Origin of the sequence: Pandoraea oxalativorans, from assembly GCF_000972785.3 — a bacterium.
In the GTDB taxonomy this organism is placed as follows: Bacteria; Pseudomonadota; Gammaproteobacteria; order Burkholderiales; family Burkholderiaceae; genus Pandoraea; species Pandoraea oxalativorans.
Genome location: NZ_CP011253.3, coordinates 5,419,651 through 5,441,834 on the forward strand (window position 1 = coordinate 5,419,651; position 22,184 = coordinate 5,441,834).

At 64.2% G+C, this 22,184-nt stretch carries 12 protein-coding genes and 2 riboswitches; of the genes, 5 read left to right on the forward strand and 7 right to left on the reverse strand.

What is annotated here, in order from left to right; all coding sequences use genetic code 11:
* Positions 1-79 precede the first annotated feature (79 nt).
* The 4 genes from sorB (at position 80) to MB84_RS23970 (ending at position 7,909) form a co-directional block, all read left to right on the forward strand.
* Positions 80-442, forward strand: a complete 363-nt coding sequence (gene sorB / locus MB84_RS23955; protein ID WP_052652746.1) for a SorB family sulfite dehydrogenase c-type cytochrome subunit — start codon at positions 80-82, stop codon at positions 440-442.
* A gap of 151 nt (positions 443-593) precedes the next feature.
* A complete protein-coding gene (gene putA, locus MB84_RS23960; RefSeq protein WP_046290146.1) occupies positions 594-4,508 on the forward strand; it encodes a trifunctional transcriptional regulator/proline dehydrogenase/L-glutamate gamma-semialdehyde dehydrogenase in 3,915 nt (1,304 codons plus the stop codon).
* A gap of 495 nt (positions 4,509-5,003) precedes the next feature.
* Complete coding sequence (gene putP, locus MB84_RS23965; RefSeq protein WP_046290147.1) at positions 5,004-6,557, forward strand: sodium/proline symporter PutP; 1,554 nt, start codon at positions 5,004-5,006, stop codon at positions 6,555-6,557.
* Between the two features lie 209 nt (positions 6,558-6,766).
* On the forward strand, positions 6,767-7,909 hold the full coding sequence (locus MB84_RS23970) for a branched-chain amino acid ABC transporter substrate-binding protein (protein WP_046290148.1): 1,143 nt from the start codon (positions 6,767-6,769) through the stop codon (positions 7,907-7,909).
* 139 nt (positions 7,910-8,048) lie between these two features.
* Here the strand turns inward: MB84_RS23970 and MB84_RS23975 are convergent, their stop codons facing one another.
* The 7 genes from MB84_RS23975 to MB84_RS24005 all read right to left on the reverse strand — a co-directional run bounded on the left by MB84_RS23975 (position 8,049) and on the right by MB84_RS24005 (position 19,749).
* The gene (locus tag MB84_RS23975; RefSeq protein ID WP_084009957.1) at positions 8,049-9,554 is read right to left on the reverse strand and encodes an alanine/glycine:cation symporter family protein; all 1,506 of its coding nucleotides are present in this window, start codon (positions 9,552-9,554) and stop codon (positions 8,049-8,051) included.
* A 274-nt stretch (positions 9,555-9,828) separates the two neighbouring features.
* Complete coding sequence (locus MB84_RS23980) at positions 9,829-11,766, reverse strand: hypothetical protein (protein ID WP_046290149.1); 1,938 nt, start codon at positions 11,764-11,766, stop codon at positions 9,829-9,831.
* A gap of 221 nt (positions 11,767-11,987) precedes the next feature.
* Entirely contained in the window at positions 11,988-13,391 is a 1,404-nt protein-coding gene (locus tag MB84_RS23985; RefSeq protein WP_046290150.1) for an L-serine ammonia-lyase, read from the reverse strand.
* A gap of 139 nt (positions 13,392-13,530) precedes the next feature.
* Entirely contained in the window at positions 13,531-16,458 is a 2,928-nt protein-coding gene (gene gcvP, locus MB84_RS23990; protein ID WP_046290151.1) for an aminomethyl-transferring glycine dehydrogenase, read from the reverse strand.
* Between the two features lie 168 nt (positions 16,459-16,626).
* Entirely contained in the window at positions 16,627-17,010 is a 384-nt protein-coding gene (gene gcvH, locus MB84_RS23995; RefSeq protein ID WP_039393944.1) for a glycine cleavage system protein GcvH, read from the reverse strand.
* A 77-nt stretch (positions 17,011-17,087) separates the two neighbouring features.
* Positions 17,088-18,194, reverse strand: coding sequence for a glycine cleavage system aminomethyltransferase GcvT (gcvT, locus tag MB84_RS24000; RefSeq protein WP_046290152.1), 1,107 nt, complete (start codon positions 18,192-18,194; stop codon positions 17,088-17,090).
* A gap of 173 nt (positions 18,195-18,367) precedes the next feature.
* Positions 18,368-18,489, reverse strand: a riboswitch (glycine riboswitch).
* An 8-nt stretch (positions 18,490-18,497) separates the two neighbouring features.
* A riboswitch (glycine riboswitch) is annotated at positions 18,498-18,594 on the reverse strand.
* A gap of 153 nt (positions 18,595-18,747) precedes the next feature.
* Positions 18,748-19,749 (reverse strand): zinc finger Ran-binding domain-containing protein, encoded by a 1,002-nt coding sequence (locus MB84_RS24005; protein WP_157122834.1) that lies wholly within the window; start codon positions 19,747-19,749, stop codon positions 18,748-18,750.
* Positions 19,750-20,070: 321 nt separating this feature from the next.
* Between MB84_RS24005 and MB84_RS24010 the strand changes: the two genes are divergently transcribed.
* Positions 20,071-22,179, forward strand: coding sequence for a UvrD-helicase domain-containing protein (locus MB84_RS24010; protein ID WP_046290153.1), 2,109 nt, complete (start codon positions 20,071-20,073; stop codon positions 22,177-22,179).
* Positions 22,180-22,184: the final 5 nt, after the last annotated feature.

Below are 22,184 nucleotides of genomic sequence, written 5' to 3' on the forward strand. Positions count from 1 at the left end.
CGTCGAATGGTTCACGTCATCCGCACATAAGAAGTCCCCACAGGAGACATTCGTCACCAGCCACACCGACGGCCAGCAAGTGACCGCAGGCAAACCGATGCGCGTGCGCGGCATTGCGTTCGACGGCGGCGAGGGCATTCGCGACGTCCAGTTCTCGACCGACGGCGGCCAGACATGGCAAGCCGCAAAACTCGGCACCGAGTTGCCGCAAGAAACGTCGCAGCTCAAGGCGTCGACGCGCGCGGGCCATCAGGCGGCCAGCGCGTGGTGCGTGATGTGCCACTCCGTCGACTACATCAACTCGCAGCCGCCCATGCCGTCCGCGTTCTGGCACGCCGAAGTGACCAAGATGGTGAAAGTCTACGGCGCGCCGATTCCCGAGGATCAGGTCAAGCTGATCTCCGAGTATCTGGGCACGACTTACGGCACCGACCAGAAGTAACTCGGCGTTGGTTACCCCATGAGCAGCACCGGGGTGCAACCCTAATTTTGACTCTGGTTGCACCTCTTTCGAAACCCGGTTACGATGCCGCCATTCACCCGCTATGGGTGTCACGCATTTTTGCGTTTTCGCGTCATCAGGGTCCCTTCTCATGGCTAATACCACTCTCGGCGTCAAGGTCGACGATATCCTGCGCACCCGTCTCAAGACGGCCGCCCAGCAAATCGAGCGCACCCCTCACTGGCTCATCAAACAGGCGATCTTCGCTTATCTGGAGCGCATCGAAAGCGGCGCGCTGCCGCCTGAGCTAAGCGGTGCAACCCAGTCGGGCACCGAGGTGATCGACGGCCATGCCGGCGACGACACCGTGCCGCACCCGTTCCTGGAGTTCGCGCAGAACGTGCAACCGCAATCGGTGCTGCGTGCGGCCATCACGGCCGCGTACCGTCGTCCGGAACCCGAGTGCGTGCCCGTGCTCGTCGGTCAGGCCAAGCTCGCACCGGCCACGGCAACGCTGGCCTCCGACCTCGCCCGCAAGCTCGTCGTCGCCTTGCGCGGCAAGAGCACCGGCGGGGGCGTGGAAGGTCTGATTCACGAATTCTCGCTGTCGAGCCAGGAAGGCGTGGCGCTGATGTGTCTGGCCGAAGCGCTGCTGCGCATTCCCGACAAGGCTACGCGTGACGCGCTGATCCGCGACAAGATCAGCAAGGGCGACTGGCACGCCCACATGGGCAACTCGCCGTCGATGTTCGTCAACGCCGCGACCTGGGGCCTGATGATCACGGGCAAGCTCGTCACCACGACGAGCGAGGCGGGTCTGACCAAAGCCCTCACGCGCCTGATCGGCCGCGGCGGCGAACCGCTCATCCGCAAGGGCGTGGACATCGCCATGCGCCTGATGGGCGAGCAGTTCGTCACCGGCGAGACCATCTCCGAAGCCCTCGCCAACAGCCGCAAGTACGAGGCGCAAGGCTTCCGCTACTCGTACGACATGCTAGGCGAAGCCGCGACGACGGAAGAAGACGCACAGCGTTACTACGCCAGCTACGAGCAGGCGATTCACGCCATCGGCAAAGCGTCGGCCGGACGCGGCATCTACGAGGGCCCGGGCATCTCGATCAAGCTCTCGGCACTGCATCCGCGCTATTCGCGCAGCCAGCATGAGCGCACGGTCAGTGAGTTGCTGCCGCGCGTGCAGGCGCTGGCCAAGCTGGCCCGCACTTACGACATCGGCCTGAACATCGACGCCGAAGAAGCCGACCGCCTCGAAATCTCCCTCGATCTGCTCGAAGCCCTGTGCTTCGATCCGGAACTGGCTGGCTGGAACGGCATCGGCTTCGTGGTGCAGGCGTATCAGAAGCGCTGCCCGTTCGTGATCGACTTCATCATCGATCTGGCCCGCCGCAGCCGTCACCGCATCATGGTGCGTCTGGTCAAGGGCGCTTACTGGGACACCGAAATCAAGCGCGCGCAGGTCGACGGCCTCGAAGGCTACCCGGTCTACACCCGCAAGATCTATACGGACGTGTCGTACCTCGCCTGCGCGAAGAAGCTGCTCGCGGTGCCGGACGCCATTTATCCGCAATTCGCCACGCACAACGCTTACACGCTGTCGGCGATCTATCACCTCGCGGGCAATAACTACTACCCCGGTCAGTACGAGTTCCAGTGCCTTCACGGCATGGGCGAGCCGCTGTACGAGGAAGTGGTCGGCGCCATCGCAGCGGGCAAGCTGGCGCGACCGTGTCGCGTGTATGCGCCGGTCGGCACGCACGAAACGCTGCTCGCGTACCTCGTGCGCCGTCTGCTGGAAAACGGCGCGAACACGTCGTTCGTCAACCGTATTGCCGACGAGACCGTCAGCGTCGACGAACTGATCGCCGACCCGATCACCGAAGCCGAGAAGGTGCAACCGCTCGGCGCACCGCACGCCAAGATTCCGCTGCCGCGCGATCTGTACGGCACGTCGCGCGCCAACTCGTCGGGCTTCGATCTCTCGAACGAACACCGTCTGGCTTCGTTGTCGTCGGCGCTGCTCGCGAGTGCGGGCACGCCGTGGCGCGCCGCCCCGATGCTGGGTGACGGCGAACGCACGGCAGGCACGCCGCGCGCTGTGCGCAACCCGGCCGATCTGCGCGACATCGTGGGTCAGGTGATCGAAGCGACGTCCGCCGACGTGGAAGCCGCACTGACGCACGCCGTGGCTGCGGCCCCGATCTGGCAAGCCACGCCGGTCGAAGAGCGTGCCGACTGCCTGATGCGCTCGGCCGACCTGCTCGAAGCACACATGCCCACGCTCATGGGTCTGTGCGTGCGTGAAGCGGGCAAGTCGCTGCCAAACGCCGTTGCCGAAGTCCGCGAAGCCGTCGACTTCCTGCGTTACTATGCCGCACAGATCCGTCAGGGCTTCTCGAACGACACGCACCGTCCGCTGGGCCCGGTCCTGTGTATCAGCCCGTGGAACTTCCCGCTCGCCATCTTCGTCGGTCAGGTCGCTGCGGCGCTGGCGGCCGGTAACCCGGTCATCGCCAAGCCAGCCGAGCAAACCCCGCTCATCGCCGCCGAAGCCGTGCGTCTGATGCAAGCGGCCGGTGTGCCGTCCGGCGCGCTGCAACTGTTGCCCGGCACCGGCGAGACCGTCGGTGCTGCGCTCGTTGCCGACGCTCGCACCAAGGCCGTGATGTTCACCGGTTCGACCGAAGTCGCCCGCATCATCGCGCGCACGCTGGCCGATCGTCTGGACGCAAACGGCCGCCCGATCCCGCTGATCGCGGAGACCGGCGGTCAGAACGCCATGATCGTCGACTCGTCGGCACTGCCCGAACAGGTCGTGTACGACGTACTTGCCTCGGCCTTCGACTCGGCCGGTCAGCGCTGCTCCGCCCTGCGCGTGCTGTGCTTGCAGGACGACATCGCCGACAAAACGCTGCACATGCTCAAGGGCGCGATGCAGGAGCTTGCGATCGGCAACCCGGATCGCCTGTCCATCGACGTCGGCCCGGTGATCGACGCCGAAGCGCAGAACGGCATCACCCGTCACATCGAACAGATGCGCGCCAAGGGCTTCCCTGTCGAGCAACTGACGCTGCCGGACGCCGCCCGCCATGGCACCTTCGTGCCGCCGACGCTCATCGAACTGACCGACCTGAAGGCGTTGCAACGCGAAGTCTTCGGCCCGGTGCTGCACGTGATTCGCTTCAAGCGCGCGCAACTCGACAAGCTGCTCGACCAGATCAACGGCACGGGCTACGGCCTGACGTTCGGTGTGCATACGCGTATCGACGAAACCATCGCTTACGTGACCGAGCGTGCGCATGTCGGCAACGTCTATGTGAACCGTAACGTGATCGGCGCCCTGGTCGGCGTGCAGCCGTTCGGCGGCGAAGGATTGTCTGGGACCGGTCCGAAAGCGGGTGGTCCGATGTATCTGCCGCGACTGCTGGCGACGCGTCCCGCCGCCCTCGCACCGGAGCTCAACCGCAACGAAGCCGCACTCTCGCCGCTGGTGAACTACCGTGACTGGCTGCGTCAGCAAGCGGACAGCGCCGCTGCCGTCGATCGCGTCGACCGTTATCTGGCGACGTCCGCACTCGACGCTACCGCCGTGCTGCCGGGTCCGACCGGCGAGCGCAACACGTACGGTCTGGAGCCGCGCGGCCCGGTACTGTGCGTCGCGGCGACGACGCTCGGTGCACGCACGCAACTCGCGGCCGTACTGGCCACGGGTAACAACGCTGTGTTCACCGATAGCGCCGCCGCCCGCGAACTCGTGGGTGCGTTGCCCGCGACGCTCAAGGGACGTGCATCGGTGCTGGCGGCCGGTGCGGATGCCGCGAGCGAAGCGGCACTGGCTGCAGTGCTGTTCGAAGGCGACAGCGACGAGCTGCGCGCGCTGAACCGCCGCATCGCCACGCGCAACGGTCCGATTCTGTCGATGCAGGGCCTCGCCCCCGAGGCGCTGGCGGCGGGCGACGACTACGCGCTGGAACGTCTGTTGTGCGAGCGCTCGGTGTCGGTCAACACGGCCGCCGCCGGCGGTAACGCCAACCTCATGACCATCGGCTGATCGTTCGACGCTTCGATGGCATCCCGCCGGATTTGGCGACGTTTCCTCCCGGATTCGTCCTAAATCTGGCGGTGCCCTTTGTTGCGCTTCGGTGCCCTTTTCCGCAGTCACCCCGTCATTTCCCCGCTGACGCGCCGGTCTCACCCCCGAATCCGGGATGCGTCGTCACAGCCACGCCCGCCCCAAACGTCTCGCACGAGACCGTTTCCCACGCCCCGCCGCAGTCTCCGCAAACCGCTTCCGCAATCCCCGCGCATTACCGTTAGCTCACCTGCGATGCCGTCGCGCCGCTAGCTGCGTACATGCGCAGTTTTGAGCGAATTCGAGGTATCGTCGCGCCCGCCCCCGACATATAACGCGTCTCACCGCCTTCGAGCGGTTAACCCGTGCCGACGACACGTATCGTCGGCCATTGCGGTCTTCAGCACGCGTTTGCCCCTTTCGTCATGCCGGAAGTCAGGCACGGCGCGCTCCTGAGCCGTACAAGGAGGCAACATGTCCCTTTGGAATCCCACGGCGGTCTCGTTCACCGTCTATTTGCTGTTGATGCTGGTGATCGGCTGGCTCGGTTACCGATCGACCAACAACCTCTCGGACTACATTCTGGGCGGACGCCGTCTCGGCAGCTTCGTCACCGCACTGTCCGCAGGTGCCTCCGACATGAGCGGCTGGCTGTTGCTCGGCTTGCCCGGCGCGATCTACGTCGGCGGCCTGTCCGGTGTCTGGATCGCGATCGGCCTGGCCATCGGCGCCTGGGCTAACTGGCGTCTCGTGGCGGCACGGCTGCGGGTGCACACGGAAGTCTGCGGCAACGCGCTGACGCTCCCCGAATACCTGACGCAACGCTTCGGCGACCGCAGTCACGTGCTGCGCATCGTTACGGCGCTCGTGATTCTCACGTTCTTCACGATCTATTGCGCCTCGGGCGTGGTGGCCGGTGCACGTCTGTTCGAGACGATGTTCGGCCTCGACTATCACACTGCCCTGTGGATCGGCGCCGTCGCGACGATCGCTTACGTCTTCATCGGCGGCTTCCTTGCCGTGAGCTGGACGGACACGGTGCAGGCCTCGCTGATGTTCGCAGCCCTCGTCGTCACGCCGATTGCCGTCATCACGATCGACGGCGGGCCCGTCGCGGCGGTCACCGCCGTCACCGCCGTGCATCCCGCACACACCGACTGGTTCGGCGATCTTGCCCCCATCGGCGTGATCTCGATGCTCGCGTGGGGCCTCGGCTATTTCGGCCAGCCGCACATTCTGGTGCGCTTCATGGCCGCGCGCTCGGCGGCGGCGATTCCGCAGGCGCGTCGCATCTGCATGACGTGGATGGTGCTGTGCCTGGCGGGCGCGGTGGCCGTGGGCTTCTTCGGACTGGCGTTTTATAGCGCGCGTCCCGAGTTGGGCACGGGTGTGCAGGCGAACGCCGAAACCATCTTCATGGCGCTCACGACGCAACTCTTCACGCCATGGCTTGCAGGCGTGCTGCTGGCGGCGATTCTCGCCGCCGTCATGAGCACACTGTCGTGCCAGTTGCTGGTGTGCTCCAGCGCGCTCACGGAAGACCTCTACAAGACCTTTGCGCGCGGACCGGTGAGCCAGAAGCATCTCGTGTGGATCGGCCGCGCCATGGTGCTGGCCGTGGCCGTCGTGGCCGTGCTGCTCGCGATGGATCCGGAGAGTCGCGTCCTTGGCATGGTCAGCTACGCCTGGGCAGGTTTCGGAGCGGCCTTCGGTCCGCTGGTGCTGGCCACCTTGCTGTGGCCGCGTGTCACCCGTAACGGGGCACTGGCGGGCATCGTGGTCGGGGCTGCTACGGTCCTGATCTGGAAGCAGTTCGGCTGGTTCGACCTGTACGAGATCGTGCCGGGCTTCGCGCTGGGCGGTCTGGCGCTGTACGTCGTCAGCAGACTGGATCGTGCGCCGAGCGCCGAGGTACTGGCGCGTTACGCCGCCGCCGAAACGATGCTGAAAGACATCCGCGAGGGCAAATCGACCGGCGAAGTCATCGGCGGTGGCACCGAGGCGCCGGCGGCGCAACCTTCGCCATAAGGCGGTAGCACCTTCTATCGGAATTTCTCCCTCTTGACCGGCGCGAGCAGCCATCCAATACTGCCGCGTCGGACGCATTTTGCGTTTGATCGCGACTGATGCCGCCACGGGTCAACCGGCCCGTTGTCGACGACGTTTTCAAGAAAGGCGTGCCGCGGCGATCCCGCAGACACGCCAGTCAACGACAAACACATGCAAGGAGAGGGTTGATGCAATCGAAGCTTACGGCTAGCGCCGTCGCAGTCGCGGGGCTGCTCGCATTTGGCGCGGCCAACGCGCAACAGGCACAGGAAGTGAAGCTGGGTTTTGCCGCACCGCTCACGGGCGCTCAGGCCCACTACGGCAAGGACATGCAGAACGGCATTCAACTGGCCGTCGACGAGTACAACGCGACCAAGCCGACCATCGAAGGCAAGCCGGTGAAGTTCGTGCTGCACGCCGAAGACGATCAGGCCGACCCGCGTCAGGGCTCGCTCGTTGCACAGAAGCTGGTCGATAACGGCATCAAGGGCATGCTCGGCCACTTCAACTCCGGCACGACCATTCCCGCGTCGCGCATCTACGCGCAGGCCGGTATTCCGGAAATCGCCATGGCCACGGCCCCGGAATACACCAAGCAGGGCTTCAAGACCACGTTCCGCATGATGACGTCCGACATCCAGCAGGGTTCGGTCGTCGGCACGTTTGCCGTCAAAAAACTGGGCTTCAAGAACATCGCCATCGTCGATGACCGTACCGCTTACGGTCAGGGTCTGGCAGACGAGTTCGAGAAAGCCGCCAAGGCTGCCGGCGGCAAGATCGTGCGTCGCGAATTCGCCAACGACAAGGCCGTGGACTTCCGGGCCATTCTCACGAACCTGAAGCGCTCCAACCCGGACGTGGTGTTCTACGGTGGTGCCGACGCACAGGCCGGCCCGCTCGCCAAGCAAATGCGCGAACTCGGCATCAAGGCCACGCTGATGGCGGGCGAAATGGTCAAGTCGGACGCCTTCCTGAAGATCGCCGGCGACGCCGCCAACGGCTCAGTCGTCTCGCTCGCCGGTCTGCCGCTCGACAAGATGCCCGGTGGCGCCGCTTACGAGTCGCGTTACAAGGCCAAGTTCGGTGCAGGCCCGGAAACCTACTCGCCCTACGCTTATGACGGCGCAATGGCCATGATGTCGGCCATGAAGAAGGCCAACTCGACGGACCCGGCCAAGTACCTGCCGGTGCTGGCGAAGACGAGCATGCCCGGCGTGACCACGCGTGAGCTGGCCTACGACAACGTGGGCGACCTGAAGTACGGCTCGATCACGCTGTACAAGGTCGTGGACGGCAAGTGGACCGTGCTGGAAACCGTCGGCGGCAAGTAAGCCACGACGTGCCTGAGCGTCGACACTTGGCGCGCAAGGCGCCGCAGTAAAAAGACGAGGGCCGGTGAGGATGACTCACCGGCCCTTGTGCTTTTTGACGCGTCCTGGACGATGGTACGCTCCAGAGCGCACCGTTTGATCAGACAGCGTTTGGCGTTATTGCGTCTTCGACATCTTCGCCGCGCCGACCGGCCGCCTTATCGCCAGTGGTCGTCAATTCGCGCGTCGCGGGCCAGACGTCCGCTGGCAACGTCTCGCGCAACGCGGGCGGCAATGCGTCGCGCGCGAACACCGGTTCGGCAACCCCCGCCTTGCGCTGCGCCTGATAGTCACACCACGCGGCCTGTGCGTAACGCATCAACAGGCCAATCGCGACGAGGTTAATGAACGCCATCAACGCCGTGCCCACGTCGGCAAAGCTCCACACCAGCGGCAAGCTCGCGACGGAGCCCAGCATGACCGCGAGCAACACGAACGCACGGAAGATGTTGAGGAGCCAGGGGCGTTGCGTCAGGAAGTCCATATTCACTTCGGCGAACGCGTAGTTGCCGAGCACGCTGGAATAGGCGAGAAAAAATACGGTGATGCCGGTGAAGATCACGGCCCAGTCACCGAAGTGCACGCCCAGCGCACGTTGCGTCAGCACGGCGCCTTCCGGGCCCGAGCCGGGGATGAACTGCCCCGACAGCAAAATCATGAATGCCGTGGCCGAACACACGACGATGGTGTCGAAGAACACGCCGAGCATCTGCATCAGTCCTTGCTGCACCGGGTGCTTCGCCGTCGCCACCGCCGCTGCATTGGGCGCACTACCCATGCCCGCCTCGTTCGAGAAGAGGCCACGCTTCACGCCCATCAGCACGGCCTGGCCGACGGCGTATCCCACAATACCGCCCGCAGCAGGCTCCAGCCCGAACGCATGGCGCCAGATCATGGCGATCATCCCGGGGATCTGATCGATGTTCACGATGCAGACATAGGCGGCCAGCCCCAGATACGACATGGCCATGACCGGCACGATCCATTGCGCGAATCGGGCCACCCGACGCACCCCGCCATAGACGATCGGTGCTGTGAGCAGAACCAGCGAGATGCCGATCCACTGCCGCTCCCAGCCGAACGCGGCTTCAAGTGCGTTCGCGATGGAATTGGACTGCACGGAGTTCAGCGCAAAGCCGAACGTGTAGAGCAACACGACGGCGAAGACGACGGCGAACTTGCGCGACCCGAGTCCGAGCCGGATGTAATATGCCGGCCCGCCGCGAAATGTGCCGTCACGGTGAGGAACCTTGAAGATCTGGGCGAGTGTGGACTCGACAAAGGCCGACGCCATGCCCAACAACGCCGTCATCCACATCCAGAAAATGGCGCCCGGTCCGCCAATGGTCAGCGCGACCGCGACACCCGCGATGTTGCCGGTGCCGACGCGGCTGGCAAGTCCGGTTGCAAAGGCCTGAAACGGCGAAATGCCAGACGTACCACCCGAAGTGCGCAGCAAGCTGACGCTATGCGCAAACGCGCGAATCTGAATGCCGCCGAACCGCACGCTGAAATACAAGCCCGCGCCAAGCAGGGTAATGACCAGCGGGTAGCCGGACAGCGCCCCGCCAATCGCGTCGACCGCCGAATTGAGCCAACTTTCCATCGATTGCGTCTCCTTTCGTAAACACCTGTCGTCCCCCGGGAAACAGGGGGTGAGGCCGGAGAATCGCAAGAATTCACTCAGTTCGGGACTTTGTCGCCGAACTTTACGCCTATTCCTAATCACCGACGCCTTTGAGGTCGCCATCCTCCGCGCAGCGTCAATAAAAAAGCCGCTCGGCGTTCGCCGGGCGGCTCAAAGACAAGGCAAGGAGACATCGGTGAGTAGATTAGCGGGGGAATGTGGCATTCATGTGACGGACACATGGGCGTTCAGGTCACCATTTGGCTGCACAGTTGTTGCCGTCGTAACCGCACACGGAGAATCCTGCCGCCAGTGCGTGGGCCTTCGTTGGAAAAGCGCAGGTCACTTCGCCATACGTATTGCCGAAGTCGACGATGGGCGTTCCGTCGGTATCGATATCGACTGAGGCTCGTCTGGAACCTCCGGACGTCGAATAGCACCAGTCTCGCTCCATCACGGTGCAGGCCAGCGCACCTTTCATTCGGCCCCGATAGCTACCTCTGCAATTGCTCCACGCATATTTCCAGATGCCCATCACGACGTGCTCTTGTTGGCGACGCGTAAATATGGCGGTGGCCCTGTCCTGGAACTCGAAGGAATCGCTTGCGAACTGTTCACGCGGTGCAACGTCGAGGTAAGTCCAGGTATTGGCACTGTTTATCGAGTACACCTTCCCTTTTACCTGTTGCGATCGCGATAAACACGCAACGGTGGCCCCAAGCGCGCTCCGGTAAAACGATATCGAGCCGTCGGGCTGCAACGTAATCTCGGGACTGCCCACATCGGCACCGGCCGAAATGAATGCCGGAGTCGTCACGCCGGTGCGCGGCACGTCGACCATTGCACAGGCCAACGCGCCACGGACACTGCTCATCCCCTGATGCTGGTCCGGCGTGAAAATGGAGAGCCACATCGCTTCATTTTTTCGGATGACCTGAATGATGGGATCCGGCACTTCAGTCACGGTTTTCGGCGCACTCGCCAATTGCCAGGACCCGCCCTGACATGAGAGCACGCGCCCGCGCGCATCGAGTGCAATGCCGTTGGACGCAGAGCGCTCGATGCCACCCACGCCACCGCAAGCGCCGCCAACGCGGTACTCCTTCTCCAGCACGACGACACCTGATCCCGACTTCAAGGCCTTCTTCGTTGTGACCGTATCGGCGGAAATCCAGTCGGATGTCATCGTCCTGGCCTCCGCACTGCTTGCGCGCAAGTCACCACCAACCCGCACGCTGCTCGCGCTCAGCGGGCCATCGACCTTCGCGCTCGCGACTTCAAGACTCCCCATGGTCAGCTTTCCGTCTCCCCTGATGTCTCGCGCCCCGACAATGTCGCTTCGCGCCTTGGTCTTCGGATCGGTCAGATTCAGCCCCCCCTTTATCGTGGCGCTGCCCAGATCCAGTGTGCCGGTCACGGACGCACTCGCCACACTTAGCTCGCCTCCCGTAATCTTCCCCGCGCCCACGATATCGTGCTTATCCATCTTCAGATCGCCAGTCATTGCGCGCGAACCATCGCGACGGAGAAAGACGTCCGCCGCACTGGTCGAGTACCCACCGCGCATTGCCACGAGTCCCGGGATCTGATGTGGATTCGGCACATCCGCCCTGCTGCCGCCTGTGCCGAGAAAGCGGAACGGGGCGCCGGTGTCCCGCGTTGAAATCCCGCCGAGTGCGCCGATCTTGCGGGCCGCAGTGGCCGCAGCGTCCATATCCGGATCGGACGAATAGGATTTCGGAATCGGTTTCTCGATATATGTCAGCGTTTCGACGTTGCAGTTTGTGTTCTTGTCGTCGCATCCGAGATAAACCCGAATGACGTAATTCCCGACGTTCCCCGGCGGACGCTCACCGATACCCGTCGCGTGCGTCGCTTCAATCAGCTTGGCGGCCGTGAGATCGCCGATGTAATCGATGCCGCGCGAATCCGTCGCGCGATGGAATGTCACGTCACCCGCGTTAAGCGTCGTTGCGGTGCCGCGTAACAACGCATCGATCTCATGATGATGTTCGACGACGAAGCTCTGCACTCTGTCGCCGACGACCTTGAGCGCCTCGCCGATACGTTCGGCCCGTTCGATTCGCATCTGACGCGCGTAATTCACGCCCCAGAACGAAATCAGTACGCCAAGGATCGCGACCGCAATCGCAGCCGAAATCAGGAATGCGCCTGTTTGCTTCTTTCGCATTGTCCGTGCCCTCTCTGAGTCACGTCACTGCCGCGCAACGCCATATCGTGCGTGGCAGTAAAGACGTCAAGCCCGCTATTCTCTAGGCAAGCGTCCGAAAGAGGTCTGGGAAATGCCCGAACTTCGCGAACCGCGCTCGCGAAACCGACAATACGGGCCTCAAAAAGAAAAAAGCCGCACGGCGAAAACCGTGCGGCTTTGAAATTTCTACGCAGAACGCGTCAGCACTCGACGATATTCACCGCCAGTCCACCGCGCGCCGTTTCCTTGTACTTCGTCTTCATATCGGCACCGGTTTCACGCATCGTCTTGATGACGGAGTCGAGCGACACGTAGTGCGCACCGTCGCCGCGCAGCGCCATGCGTGCGGCATTCACCGCCTTCACGGACGCCATTGCGTTGCGCTCGATGCACGGAATCTGCACGAGGCCGCCGACCGGGTCGCACGTCAGGCCCAGGTTGTGCTCCATGCCGATCTCGGCGGCGTTCTCGACTTGCTCGACCGTCCCGCCCAGTACCGCTGCCAACGCACCGGCCGCCATCGAGCACGCCACACCGACTTCGCCCTGACAGCCCACTTCCGCGCCGGAAATCGACGCGTTCAGCTTGTACAGAATGCCGATCGCGCCGGCGGTGAGCAGGAAGTCGATCACGCCCTGCTCGTTCGCGCCGTGCACGAAGCGGTCGTAGTAGTGCAGCACCGACGGAATGATGCCCGCAGCGCCATTGGTCGGCGCCGTCACGACACGACCGCCCGCCGCGTTCTCTTCATTGACGGCAATCGCGTAGAGGTTCACCCAGTCCATCACCGACAGCGGATCCGACAGCGTACGCTCCGCGCGTTGCGTCAACTGACGATACAGCTCCGGTGCGCGACGTCGCACGTGCAGCGGCCCCGGCAGTTCGCCGTCGGCTTCGTCGTTACCGATACCGCATCCGCGCGTCACGCACGACTGCATCACATTCCAGATGTTGAGCAAGCCGCGACGAATGTCCTCCTCCGCGTTCTCGCCGTGATGCCAGACCTTTTCGTTCTCCCACATCAGCTGGGCGATGGACTTGCCGCTCGTGCGGCACATCTCCAGCAATTCCTTGCCCGTGCGGAACGGATACGGCAACTGATCGTGCGCGGAGAGTACCTGCGCATTCGACGCGCCTGCCGTCACCACGAAACCGCCGCCGACCGACAGATAACGCCCTTCGCGCAGTCTGTTGCCCGAGCCGTCGAACGCATGGAATTTCATACCGTTCGGATGCTCCGCCATCGCCTCGCGACGGTAGAACACCATGTGCTCCTTCTCGACGAACGGCACTTCGTGCCTGCCGAGAATCGACAGCACCTTCTCGCGGCGCAGGGTGGCGAGACGCTCGGCAATCGTCGACGGATCGACTGTATCGGGCGCTTCGCCCATGAAGCCGAGCAACACGCCCTTGTCGGTGCCATGACCCTTACCGGTCGCGCCGAGCGAGCCGTACAACTCGGCACGCACCGATGCCACTTGCGGCAGCAGGCCGTCGCGCTCAAGGCCCTGCACAAACATCAGCGCCGCGCGCATTGGCCCGACGGTATGCGAACTCGACGGTCCGATACCGATCTTGAACAAATCGAAAACTGAAACGGCCATGAGGCTTTCCTGAAGTTCTGAAACGTATTGGTGACTCGACGGATACCGCCGGTCTGGCGCATCCGCGTTACACCTATAGAGACAAAAAGGGGCCAGCAATGTTTCTGCCGGCCCCCGTTTGTCGAATTATCGCGACGTTTTACTCGTAGTCGCTCATCGGCACACAGGCGCAGAACAGGTTCCGGTCGCCGTAGACGTTATCGGCGCGTCCGACCGGCGGCCAGTACTTGCGCTCGCGCAGGGCCTTCACCGGGTAGGCCGCCTGGCTGCGCGCGTAGGCGTGCGTCCATTCGTCGGCGGTCACGACATCGGCCGTGTGCGGTGCGTGCTTGAGCGGGTTGTCTTCGCGATCGGCACGGCCTTCTTCCACCGCGCGAATTTCCTCGCGAATCGTCACCATCGCCTCGATGAAGCGGTCCAGTTCGTGCTTCGATTCCGACTCGGTCGGCTCGACCATCAGCGTGCCCGGCACCGGGAAGCTCATCGTCGGGGCGTGGAAACCGAAGTCCATCAGGCGTTTGGCCACGTCGTCGACGGTAATGCCGCTGGTGTCCTTGAGGGGACGCAGATCCAGAATGCACTCGTGCGCCACCAGACCGCCCGGACCCGTGTACAGCACCGGATAGTGCGGCGCGAGCTTCTTGGCGAGGTAGTTGGCGTTGAGGATGGCCGTTTCGGTCGCGGCCGTCAGGCCCTGTGCGCCCATCATGGCAACGTACATCCACGAGATCGGCAAAATCGATGCCGAACCGTAGGGCGCCGCCGACACCGCACCGATGCCGTCGGCATCGCGCGAGTAGCCCGTCGAGCGCTGGTTCGGCAGGAACTGCGCCAGATGCGCGCCCACCGCCACCGGGCCGACGCCCGGGCCGCCACCGCCGTGCGGAATGCAGAACGTCTTGTGCAGATTCAGGTGCGAGACGTCGCCGCCGAATTCGCCCGGTGCGCACAGGCCGACCATCGCGTTCATGTTCGCGCCGTCGACATACACCTGACCACCGTTGGCATGCACGATTTCACAGATCTGACGCGCACCCGCTTCGAACACGCCGTGCGTGGACGGGTACGTCATCATGATCGCAGCCAGACGGTCGCGATGCTGCTCCGCCTTCGCTTGCAGGTCGGCCAGATCGACGTTGCCGTTCGCGTCGCACGCGACGACCACGACCTGCATACCGGCCATCTGCGCCGAGGCCGGGTTCGTGCCGTGGGCAGACGCCGGAATCAGGCAGATGTCGCGATGCGCTTCGCCGCGCGACGCGTGATAAGCCTGAATGATCAGCAGGCCGGCGTACTCGCCTTGCGAGCCGGCGTTCGGTTGCAGCGAGACGGCAGCGTAACCGGTCGCGGCGACGAGCATCTGCTCCAGCTGGTCGATCATCGTGCGATAGCCGACGGTCTGCTCGGTCGGTGCGAACGGGTGGATCTGACCGAACTCCGGCCACGTCACCGGCAGCATTTCCGACGTCGCATTGAGCTTCATCGTGCACGAGCCGAGCGGGATCATCGTGCGATCGAGCGCGAGATCCTTGTCCGACAGGCTGCGCAGGTAACGCAGCATTTCGTGTTCGGAGTGATAGCGGTTGAACACCGGATGCGTGAGGTACGCACTCTGACGCGAGAGCGACGCCGGGAAACCGTTGGCAACGGTGGCTTCGATGACGTCGAAGTCCAGCGACACGGCGCTCTTGCCCAGACCTTCCGCAACGACTTCCCACAGCGCGATCACATCCGCGCGCGTGCTGGTCTCGTCGAGCGAGATGCCCACGGTGTCGGCATCTTCGCGACGCAGGTTGAAGCGGCGGGCCGCAGCGACGGTGTGAACGGTGTCCGCACGACCGGCGACGGGCACCGTCAGCGTGTCGAAGAACGTCGCGTTACGGGGCGCTGCGCCCAGCGTGGCGAGACCGGCGGCCAACGTGGCCGTCAGACGGTGCACGCGCTCGGCGATCACGCGCAGGCCCTGCGGGCCGTGATACGCGGCATACATGCTGGCCATGATGGCGAGCAGCGCCTGCGCGGTACAGATGTTCGACGTCGCCTTCTCGCGACGGATGTGCTGCTCGCGCGTCTGCAGCGCCAGACGCAGGGCAGGTTTGCCTTGGGAATCGACAGACACGCCGACCAGACGGCCCGGCATCGAGCGCTTGAGTTCGTCGCGCGTGGCCAGATAGGCGGCGTGCGGGCCGCCGAAACCCATCGGCACGCCGAAACGCTGGCTGTTACCGACAGCGACGTCAGCGCCCCACTCGCCCGGCGGCGTGAGCAGGGTGAGCGAGAGCAGGTCGGCTGCTGCGATGAGCATGCCGCCCTTGGCGTGGATCGCGTCGGCCAGCGCACGGTAGTCGCGCACGTCGCCGCCCACACCGGGGTATTGCACCAGCACGCCGAACGCATCGATCTGCGTGGCGGCGGCCACCGGGCCGACCTGCACTTCGATGCCCAGGGGCCTGGCGCGCGTCTGCACGACTTCGATGGTTTGCGGCAGCACGTCGTCGGCCACGAAGAACGTGTTCGACTTCGACTTGCCCGTACGCTTGACCAGCGTCATCGCCTCGGCGGCGGCGGTCGCCTCGTCGAGCATCGACGCGTTGGCAATCGCCAGACCCGTCATGTCGATGATCATCTGCTGGTAGTTGAGCAGCGCTTCGAGGCGGCCCTGCGAGATTTCCGGCTGGTACGGCGTGTAGGCCGTGTACCAGGCAGGGTTCTCGAGCACATTGCGCAGAATCACGCCCGGCGTGAGCGTGTTGAAGTAGCCCTGACCGATGAACGACTTGAAGACCTGATTCTGGTCGGCCAGCGCGCGCAGTTGCGCCAGTGCCTGCGCTTCGGTCTGCGGGGCGGCGAACTGACCGAGCGACGTGGCGAAGCGCGCGCTGTCGCGGCGGATCGAATCGGGCACGACGGCGTCGATCAGGGCGGCGCGCGAGGCGTAGCCAAGCTCGGAGAGCATGGCCTGTTGTTCGGGAGTATCCGGGCCGATGTGGCGCGCGGAGAAGTTGTCGCGCTGCTCAAGCTCGGCAAGCGAGCGGCGCGCGGCCTGCAGGTCGGTCAAAGCATTCATGGGTCAAATCTCTCGTTCGATCACGGCAAGTGACGGCGTAGGCGGTGTTGCTTGATTCGGTTCGACGAAGTCAGTTCGACGAAGTCCTGTCGTGTGAACAGCGCCGCGCGAGCCGAAGCCACGCAGCGCCGTCCGCTGACCGGACTCGGTCGTCGGACCGGTCGCGGCTTAAGCGCCGATCTTCTTCGCGTAAGCGCCCGCGTCGAGCAGCTTGTCCAGCTCGGCCACGTTCGACGGCTTCACGCGGAACAGCCAGTTGCCGTAGGCGTCGCCGTTGATCAGGTCGGGCGAACCCGGCACTTCTTCGTTCACTTCGAGGATCTCGCCGCTGACCGGCGAGTGGACGTCCGCCGCCGCCTTGACCGATTCGATCACGGTCGAGGCTTCGTCAGCGGCCACCGTGCGGCCGACATCCGGCAGCTCGACGAACACGATGTCGCCCAGGGATTCCTGTGCGAAGTCGGTAATGCCGACCGTCACGGTGCCGTCGGCTTCGAGACGCGCCCATTCGTCGGATTCGGTGTACTTCAGGTTATCGGGGATGTTCGCCATGTTGACGCTCCGGGATTCAGTGTTTGGGGTATTCGGTTTTCGGTACTTCGTGTCGCCGTGCCGTAGTGGGGTCCTGCTCAGGCCACCACGGCCTTGCCGTGACGCACGAACGGTAATTTGACCACACGTGCGGGCAATTGCTTGTCACGAATTTGGACATGGACGATCGCGCCGTCCGGCACGCCCTTCGGCAGACGGGCAAAAGCGATCGATTGCTGGAGGCTCGGGCTGAACGTGCCGCTGGTGATTTCACCGTCGCCCGCGTCCGTCACCACGACCTGATGGGCGCGCAGCACGCCGCCCTTGCCGTCGAGCACGAGACCGGCGAAGCGCCACGTCTGGCCGCGCGAGATCAGCGAATCCTTGCCGACGAACGTACGGTCGCTTTCCTTCTCGACGGTCCAGCCCAGACCGGCGTCGAGCGGCGACACGTCGTCGTCCATGTCCTGGCCGTAGAGGTTCATGCCCGCTTCGAGACGCAGCGTGTCGCGTGCACCCAGACCTGCCGGACGCACGCCGACGGCGACCAGCGCCGTCCACAGCGCCGCCACGTGCTCCGAGTTCACAACGACTTCGAAACCGTCTTCACCGGTGTAACCGGTGCGCGCGATCATCAGTTCGCCGAAGGCGGTGTCCTTGGCGAAGGCAGCATTGAACGGCTTGAGGGTTTCGCTGACCGCCTGGCTGCCAGGCACAGCCTGCCATACCTTGGCGCGGGCGTTCGGGCCCTGCACGGCCACAATCGACAAATCGCGGCGCGGGGTGATCGTCAGGCTGTAATCGCCGTGGGCGTTGAGCTGACCGATCCACGCGAGGTCCTTGTCGGCGGTGCCCGCGTTCACGACGATGCGGAACCAGTCTTCGGCGATGTAATAGATGATGAGGTCGTCGATCACGCCGCCGCTCGGGTTGAGCATGCAGGTGTAAAGCGCCTTGCCCGGGGATTGGAGTTTGTCGACGTTGTTGGCGACGGCGAAGCGCAGGAATTCGCGGCAGCTCGGGCCGTGCAGGTCGACCACGCACATATGCGAGACGTCGAACATGCCTGCGTCGGTGCGCACGGCGTTGTGCTCTTCGATCTGGGAGCCGTAGTTCACCGGCATGTCCCAGCCGCCAAAATCGACCATGCGGGCACCGGCTGCGCGGTGCGTCTCGTTGAGCGGAGTACGTTTGAGTTCGGTCATCGGGGCGTCTGTCCGTAAGGCTCCAGGGTTCATGAATTCCGGACGACGTCTGGCGCGTGTGCGATGCGCGAACTTCACCGTCCGAAAATGCAAAAAGGGGTCATCTCGACGACCGGCACTTGTCGCGCGGGGCGCGTGCCTGTGCACTAGCCCGGCGCAATGCCAGTTGGCGAGATGACCCCTCTGTCCTTGGTACCTGAGAGATTGCCCGGTTCACGATGCACTTGATGACCGGCCCCTTCGGTGGGTTGCCCGCGTGCCGTGCACGCCGCAACCGCTCTCCAGAGATCGAAGGCGATGCCTTCGGCGCGGCCGGTCCTTGATGCCTGAGAGTTTGTGGGTATTACCCCTTCGGCGGCGCCGGCATGTGCTTCCCGGCGCGCTCTCCCGACCACGCTCGCGCACTTTACGGGGAAAGCCGGGGGCTGTCAATTTGGGCCAAAAACGGCGCGATACCCTTGTGCGCTCCCGTGCGCTCCCGTGCGCTTTCCGTGCGCATTCGATGCGATTTCACTGCAATTTCAGCGCCGATTCGATCCGATTCAATGTCGATTCAGCGCGTTTCGCCCGGATTCGTGCCCGCCGGACACCCGTCTCGTCCCCATCGTCCGTTGCACACCGCCCAGATGCAACGCTGCTTCGGAATCACTTCGAACCACCGATAGCGGTCGCATTGCGCGAGCGCTGCGGCAATCGTCGCTGCGGCTGTTTGCGCCGTGGGTGCAGACGCCCCCGCAGCGTAAGCCGCCTCGGACGGCCCTTGCGCCTGCTGCGCGGCAGCAACCGCGCCGATATCGTCGTTGTCGTAATGGGCGGGCAGATCGGCGTTGGCCGCCGTCCGGGGCGGCGCATTGGTTCCCGCCCCCGCTTCGCTTCGGCTAAGCAATTGCATCATGGGGTCCGGGGCATTGCTCGGGGACACCGCTGACGGCGATGTCGCAGCCGCCGTCAGCGCCGCTGTGCCCGCCGACGCGGTCATTGGCGCACCGCCACCGGTCGTGCTCGCCGCAACCTCGGCGGCCGCACCGGACGCTGCCGCATCCACCGCAGCCAGTGCCTGCGCACGCGCAAGGGCGGCAGATGCTTCGCTCGCCGCGCCAGCCACGGGGCTCGACGCCAGCGGCGCGTCATTGCCGGAATTGAAGGGAGTGACGGCAAGGCCGCCAGGTGGTTTCGGCACCGGATCGACATAGGGCGCGCGCAGGTTCCACCAGATGCCAAGCAAAGCGATGGCGGCGAAAACCGCCGTACCGATAACGAGCGCGCTGTTGAGCCAGCCGGGCTCTTCGCCACGCGCACGGCGCTCACGACGCGTGGGTTTTCGAGAGGGAGGAACGTGGGACGGAGCAGCGTCGTGTTCTGCCGACACCGCAGGCGAGCGCATCTCAGGCATCGCACCGACGGCACCCGCCGCAGCGCCAGCCATGCCGGCGGCGGCCACACTCAGCCCGTCGTCCGGGAGGAATCCGGGTTCGGCATCCGCGAGTGTTGCACCGCACTTCACACAGTGCAGTGCACGCGTCGCATTGTTCGTCCCACAGGTTGGACATTGCACGGCGACCTCACCACGATGGCAACGTTTTTCATTATAGGCACCCGGTCGGCGTCGACGCCAGCGCGACACCTTCTGCCTGCGGCCGCGCGTCGCATCGACCCCACAGTCGGCCCTGTGCGGGCTCTAGCGCGCGTGTCGTCAGGCACAACCCCGCGGTGTCACGGCGGCGTGCATCCTGCGTGATAGACTTGCCCACCACCCGGCGCATGTCCATATCAGCCGTTTCAGCCGTTTCGACCGTTCCGACCGAATCGCGAAACCGCCATCGGGCATGCCGCACGCGGCCAGCGCTTTCTATCTTCGTCCCCATCGCTTCACACCATGTCGTCCTTCCCGCTCAATCCTGCCCAGAACGAAGCCACGCACTATTTCGACGGCCCATGCCTCGTGCTGGCCGGCGCAGGCAGCGGCAAGACACGCGTCATCACGCAGAAGATCGCCTGGCTCATCGAAGCCAAGGGGTTCGAGCCCAAGCACATCGCTGCCGTGACCTTCACCAACAAGGCGGCCGCCGAAATGCGAGAGCGGGTGGCGAAGCAGCTCGAAGGCAAGACCCTCACCACGCCGGGCAAGGTCGGGCGCAAGGTGCCCGTCAATCAGCTCACCATCTGTACGTTTCACTCGCTGGGCGTGCAGATTCTGCGACGCGAAGCGGAAAACGTCGGCCTCAAACCGCAGTTCTCGATTCTCGACGCCGACGACTGCTTCGGCCTGATTCAGGAACAGCTCGGCACGACCGACAAGGCGATGATTCGCGGCGTGCAAACCGCCATCTCGCTGTGGAAGAACGGCCTCGTCACACCCGAAGTCGCGCTCGCCGCCGCCGAGACGGCCGACGAACATCAGGCGGCCGTCGTCTATCGCAATTACATGGCGACGTTGCAGGCTTATCAGGCGGTCGACTTCGACGATCTGATCCGCTTGCCCGCCGAACTCTTCGAGCGCGACGAGGAAGTGCGTGAGCGCTGGCAGAACAAGCTGCGCTATCTGCTCATCGACGAGTATCAGGACACCAACACCTGTCAGTACCTGCTGCTCAAGCTGCTCGCCGGGCCGCGCGCGGCGTTCACGGCCGTGGGCGACGACGATCAGGCGATCTACGGCTGGCGCGGCGCGACGCTGGAGAACCTCAAGCAATTACAGGTCGACTTCCCGACGCTCAAGGTCATCAAGCTCGAACAGAATTACCGCTCGACGTCGCGCATCCTGACGGCAGCGAACAACGTCATAGCGAAGAATCCGAAAATCTTCGAGAAGAAGCTCTGGAGCGAGCACGGTCTGGGCGATCCCATCACCGTCACCGCGATGAACGACGAGGAGCACGAAGCCGAGTCGGTCGTCTTCCGCCTGTCCGCGCACAAGTTCGAGCGACGCGCGGAATTTCGCGACTACGCCATTCTTTATCGCGGCAACCATCAGGCGCGCATCTTCGAACAGGTCCTGCGCCGGGAACGCATTCCATACGTGCTCTCGGGCGGTCAGTCGTTTTTCGATAAAGCGGAAATCAAGGACCTCTGCGCGTATCTGCGACTGCTCGCGAATCCCGACGACGATCCCGCGTTCATCCGCGCCGTGACGACACCGCGCCGGGGCGTGGGCAGCACCACGCTCGAAGTGCTGGGCAGCTTTGCGGGTCAGGCGAAGGTGTCGCTGTTCGAAGCGGTTTATATGGGCGCGGTCGAAGCGCGCCTGCAACCGCGTCAGCTCGATCCATTGCGCGCATTCTGCGATTTCATTCAGCGCATCGCCGCGCGGGCCGCCCGCGATCCGGCCAACGAGGTCATCGACGACCTCATGGAAGGCATTCACTACGAGGCGTACCTCTACGACACGTTCGACGAGCGTCAGGCGCAATCGCGCTGGACCACCGTGCTCGAATTCCTCGAATGGATGAAGCGTAAGGGCACGCGCAGCGAGACGTCGGCAACCGCCGAAGGTCTCGATTCGCTCGAAGACCAGGACGACGACGCCAAGAGCCTCATGGAACTCACGCAGACCATCGCGCTGATGTCGATGCTCGAAGGTCGCGATGGCGACGACCCGGACGCCGTGCGCCTGTCGACGCTGCACGCCTCGAAGGGACTGGAGTATCCGCACGTGTTTCTCGTCGGCGTGGAGGAAGGCATCCTGCCGCACATTCGCGAAGACGAGGAAGTGACCGCGGAGAAGATCGAAGAGGAGCGCCGGTTGATGTACGTCGGCATCACCCGCGCGCAGCGCACGTTGCAACTGTCGTGGTGCAAGAAGCGCAAGCGCGCGCGTGAGACGTACACCTGCGAGGTCTCGCGTTTTGTGCCGGAGATGCAACTGGACGAAGCGCCGCCCCCGCCGCCCGAAGACGCCCCCATGTCGCCCAAAGACCGACTCGCCAGCCTCAAGGCGATGCTCGCTGGCGGCGCGGGCAAGACACCGTCTGCGTCAGGGGCTTAAGGGTC

Bases quoted from the DNA above. Each gene is read 5' to 3' on its own strand.
- putA (WP_046290146.1), top strand. From the start codon at position 594: ATGGCTAATACCACTCTCGGCGTCAAGGTCGACGATATCCTGCGCACC.
- putP (WP_046290147.1), top strand. From the start codon at position 5,004: ATGTCCCTTTGGAATCCCACGGCGGTCTCGTTCACCGTCTATTTGCTG.
- MB84_RS23970 (WP_046290148.1), top strand. From the start codon at position 6,767: ATGCAATCGAAGCTTACGGCTAGCGCCGTCGCAGTCGCGGGGCTGCTC.
- MB84_RS23975 (WP_084009957.1), bottom strand. From the start codon at position 9,554: ATGGAAAGTTGGCTCAATTCGGCGGTCGACGCGATTGGCGGGGCGCTG.
- MB84_RS23980 (WP_046290149.1), bottom strand. From the start codon at position 11,766: ATGCGAAAGAAGCAAACAGGCGCATTCCTGATTTCGGCTGCGATTGCG.
- MB84_RS23985 (WP_046290150.1), bottom strand. From the start codon at position 13,391: ATGGCCGTTTCAGTTTTCGATTTGTTCAAGATCGGTATCGGACCGTCG.
- gcvP (WP_046290151.1), bottom strand. From the start codon at position 16,458: ATGAATGCTTTGACCGACCTGCAGGCCGCGCGCCGCTCGCTTGCCGAG.
- gcvH (WP_039393944.1), bottom strand. From the start codon at position 17,010: ATGGCGAACATCCCCGATAACCTGAAGTACACCGAATCCGACGAATGG.
- gcvT (WP_046290152.1), bottom strand. From the start codon at position 18,194: ATGACCGAACTCAAACGTACTCCGCTCAACGAGACGCACCGCGCAGCC.
- MB84_RS24010 (WP_046290153.1), top strand. From the start codon at position 20,071: ATGTCGTCCTTCCCGCTCAATCCTGCCCAGAACGAAGCCACGCACTAT.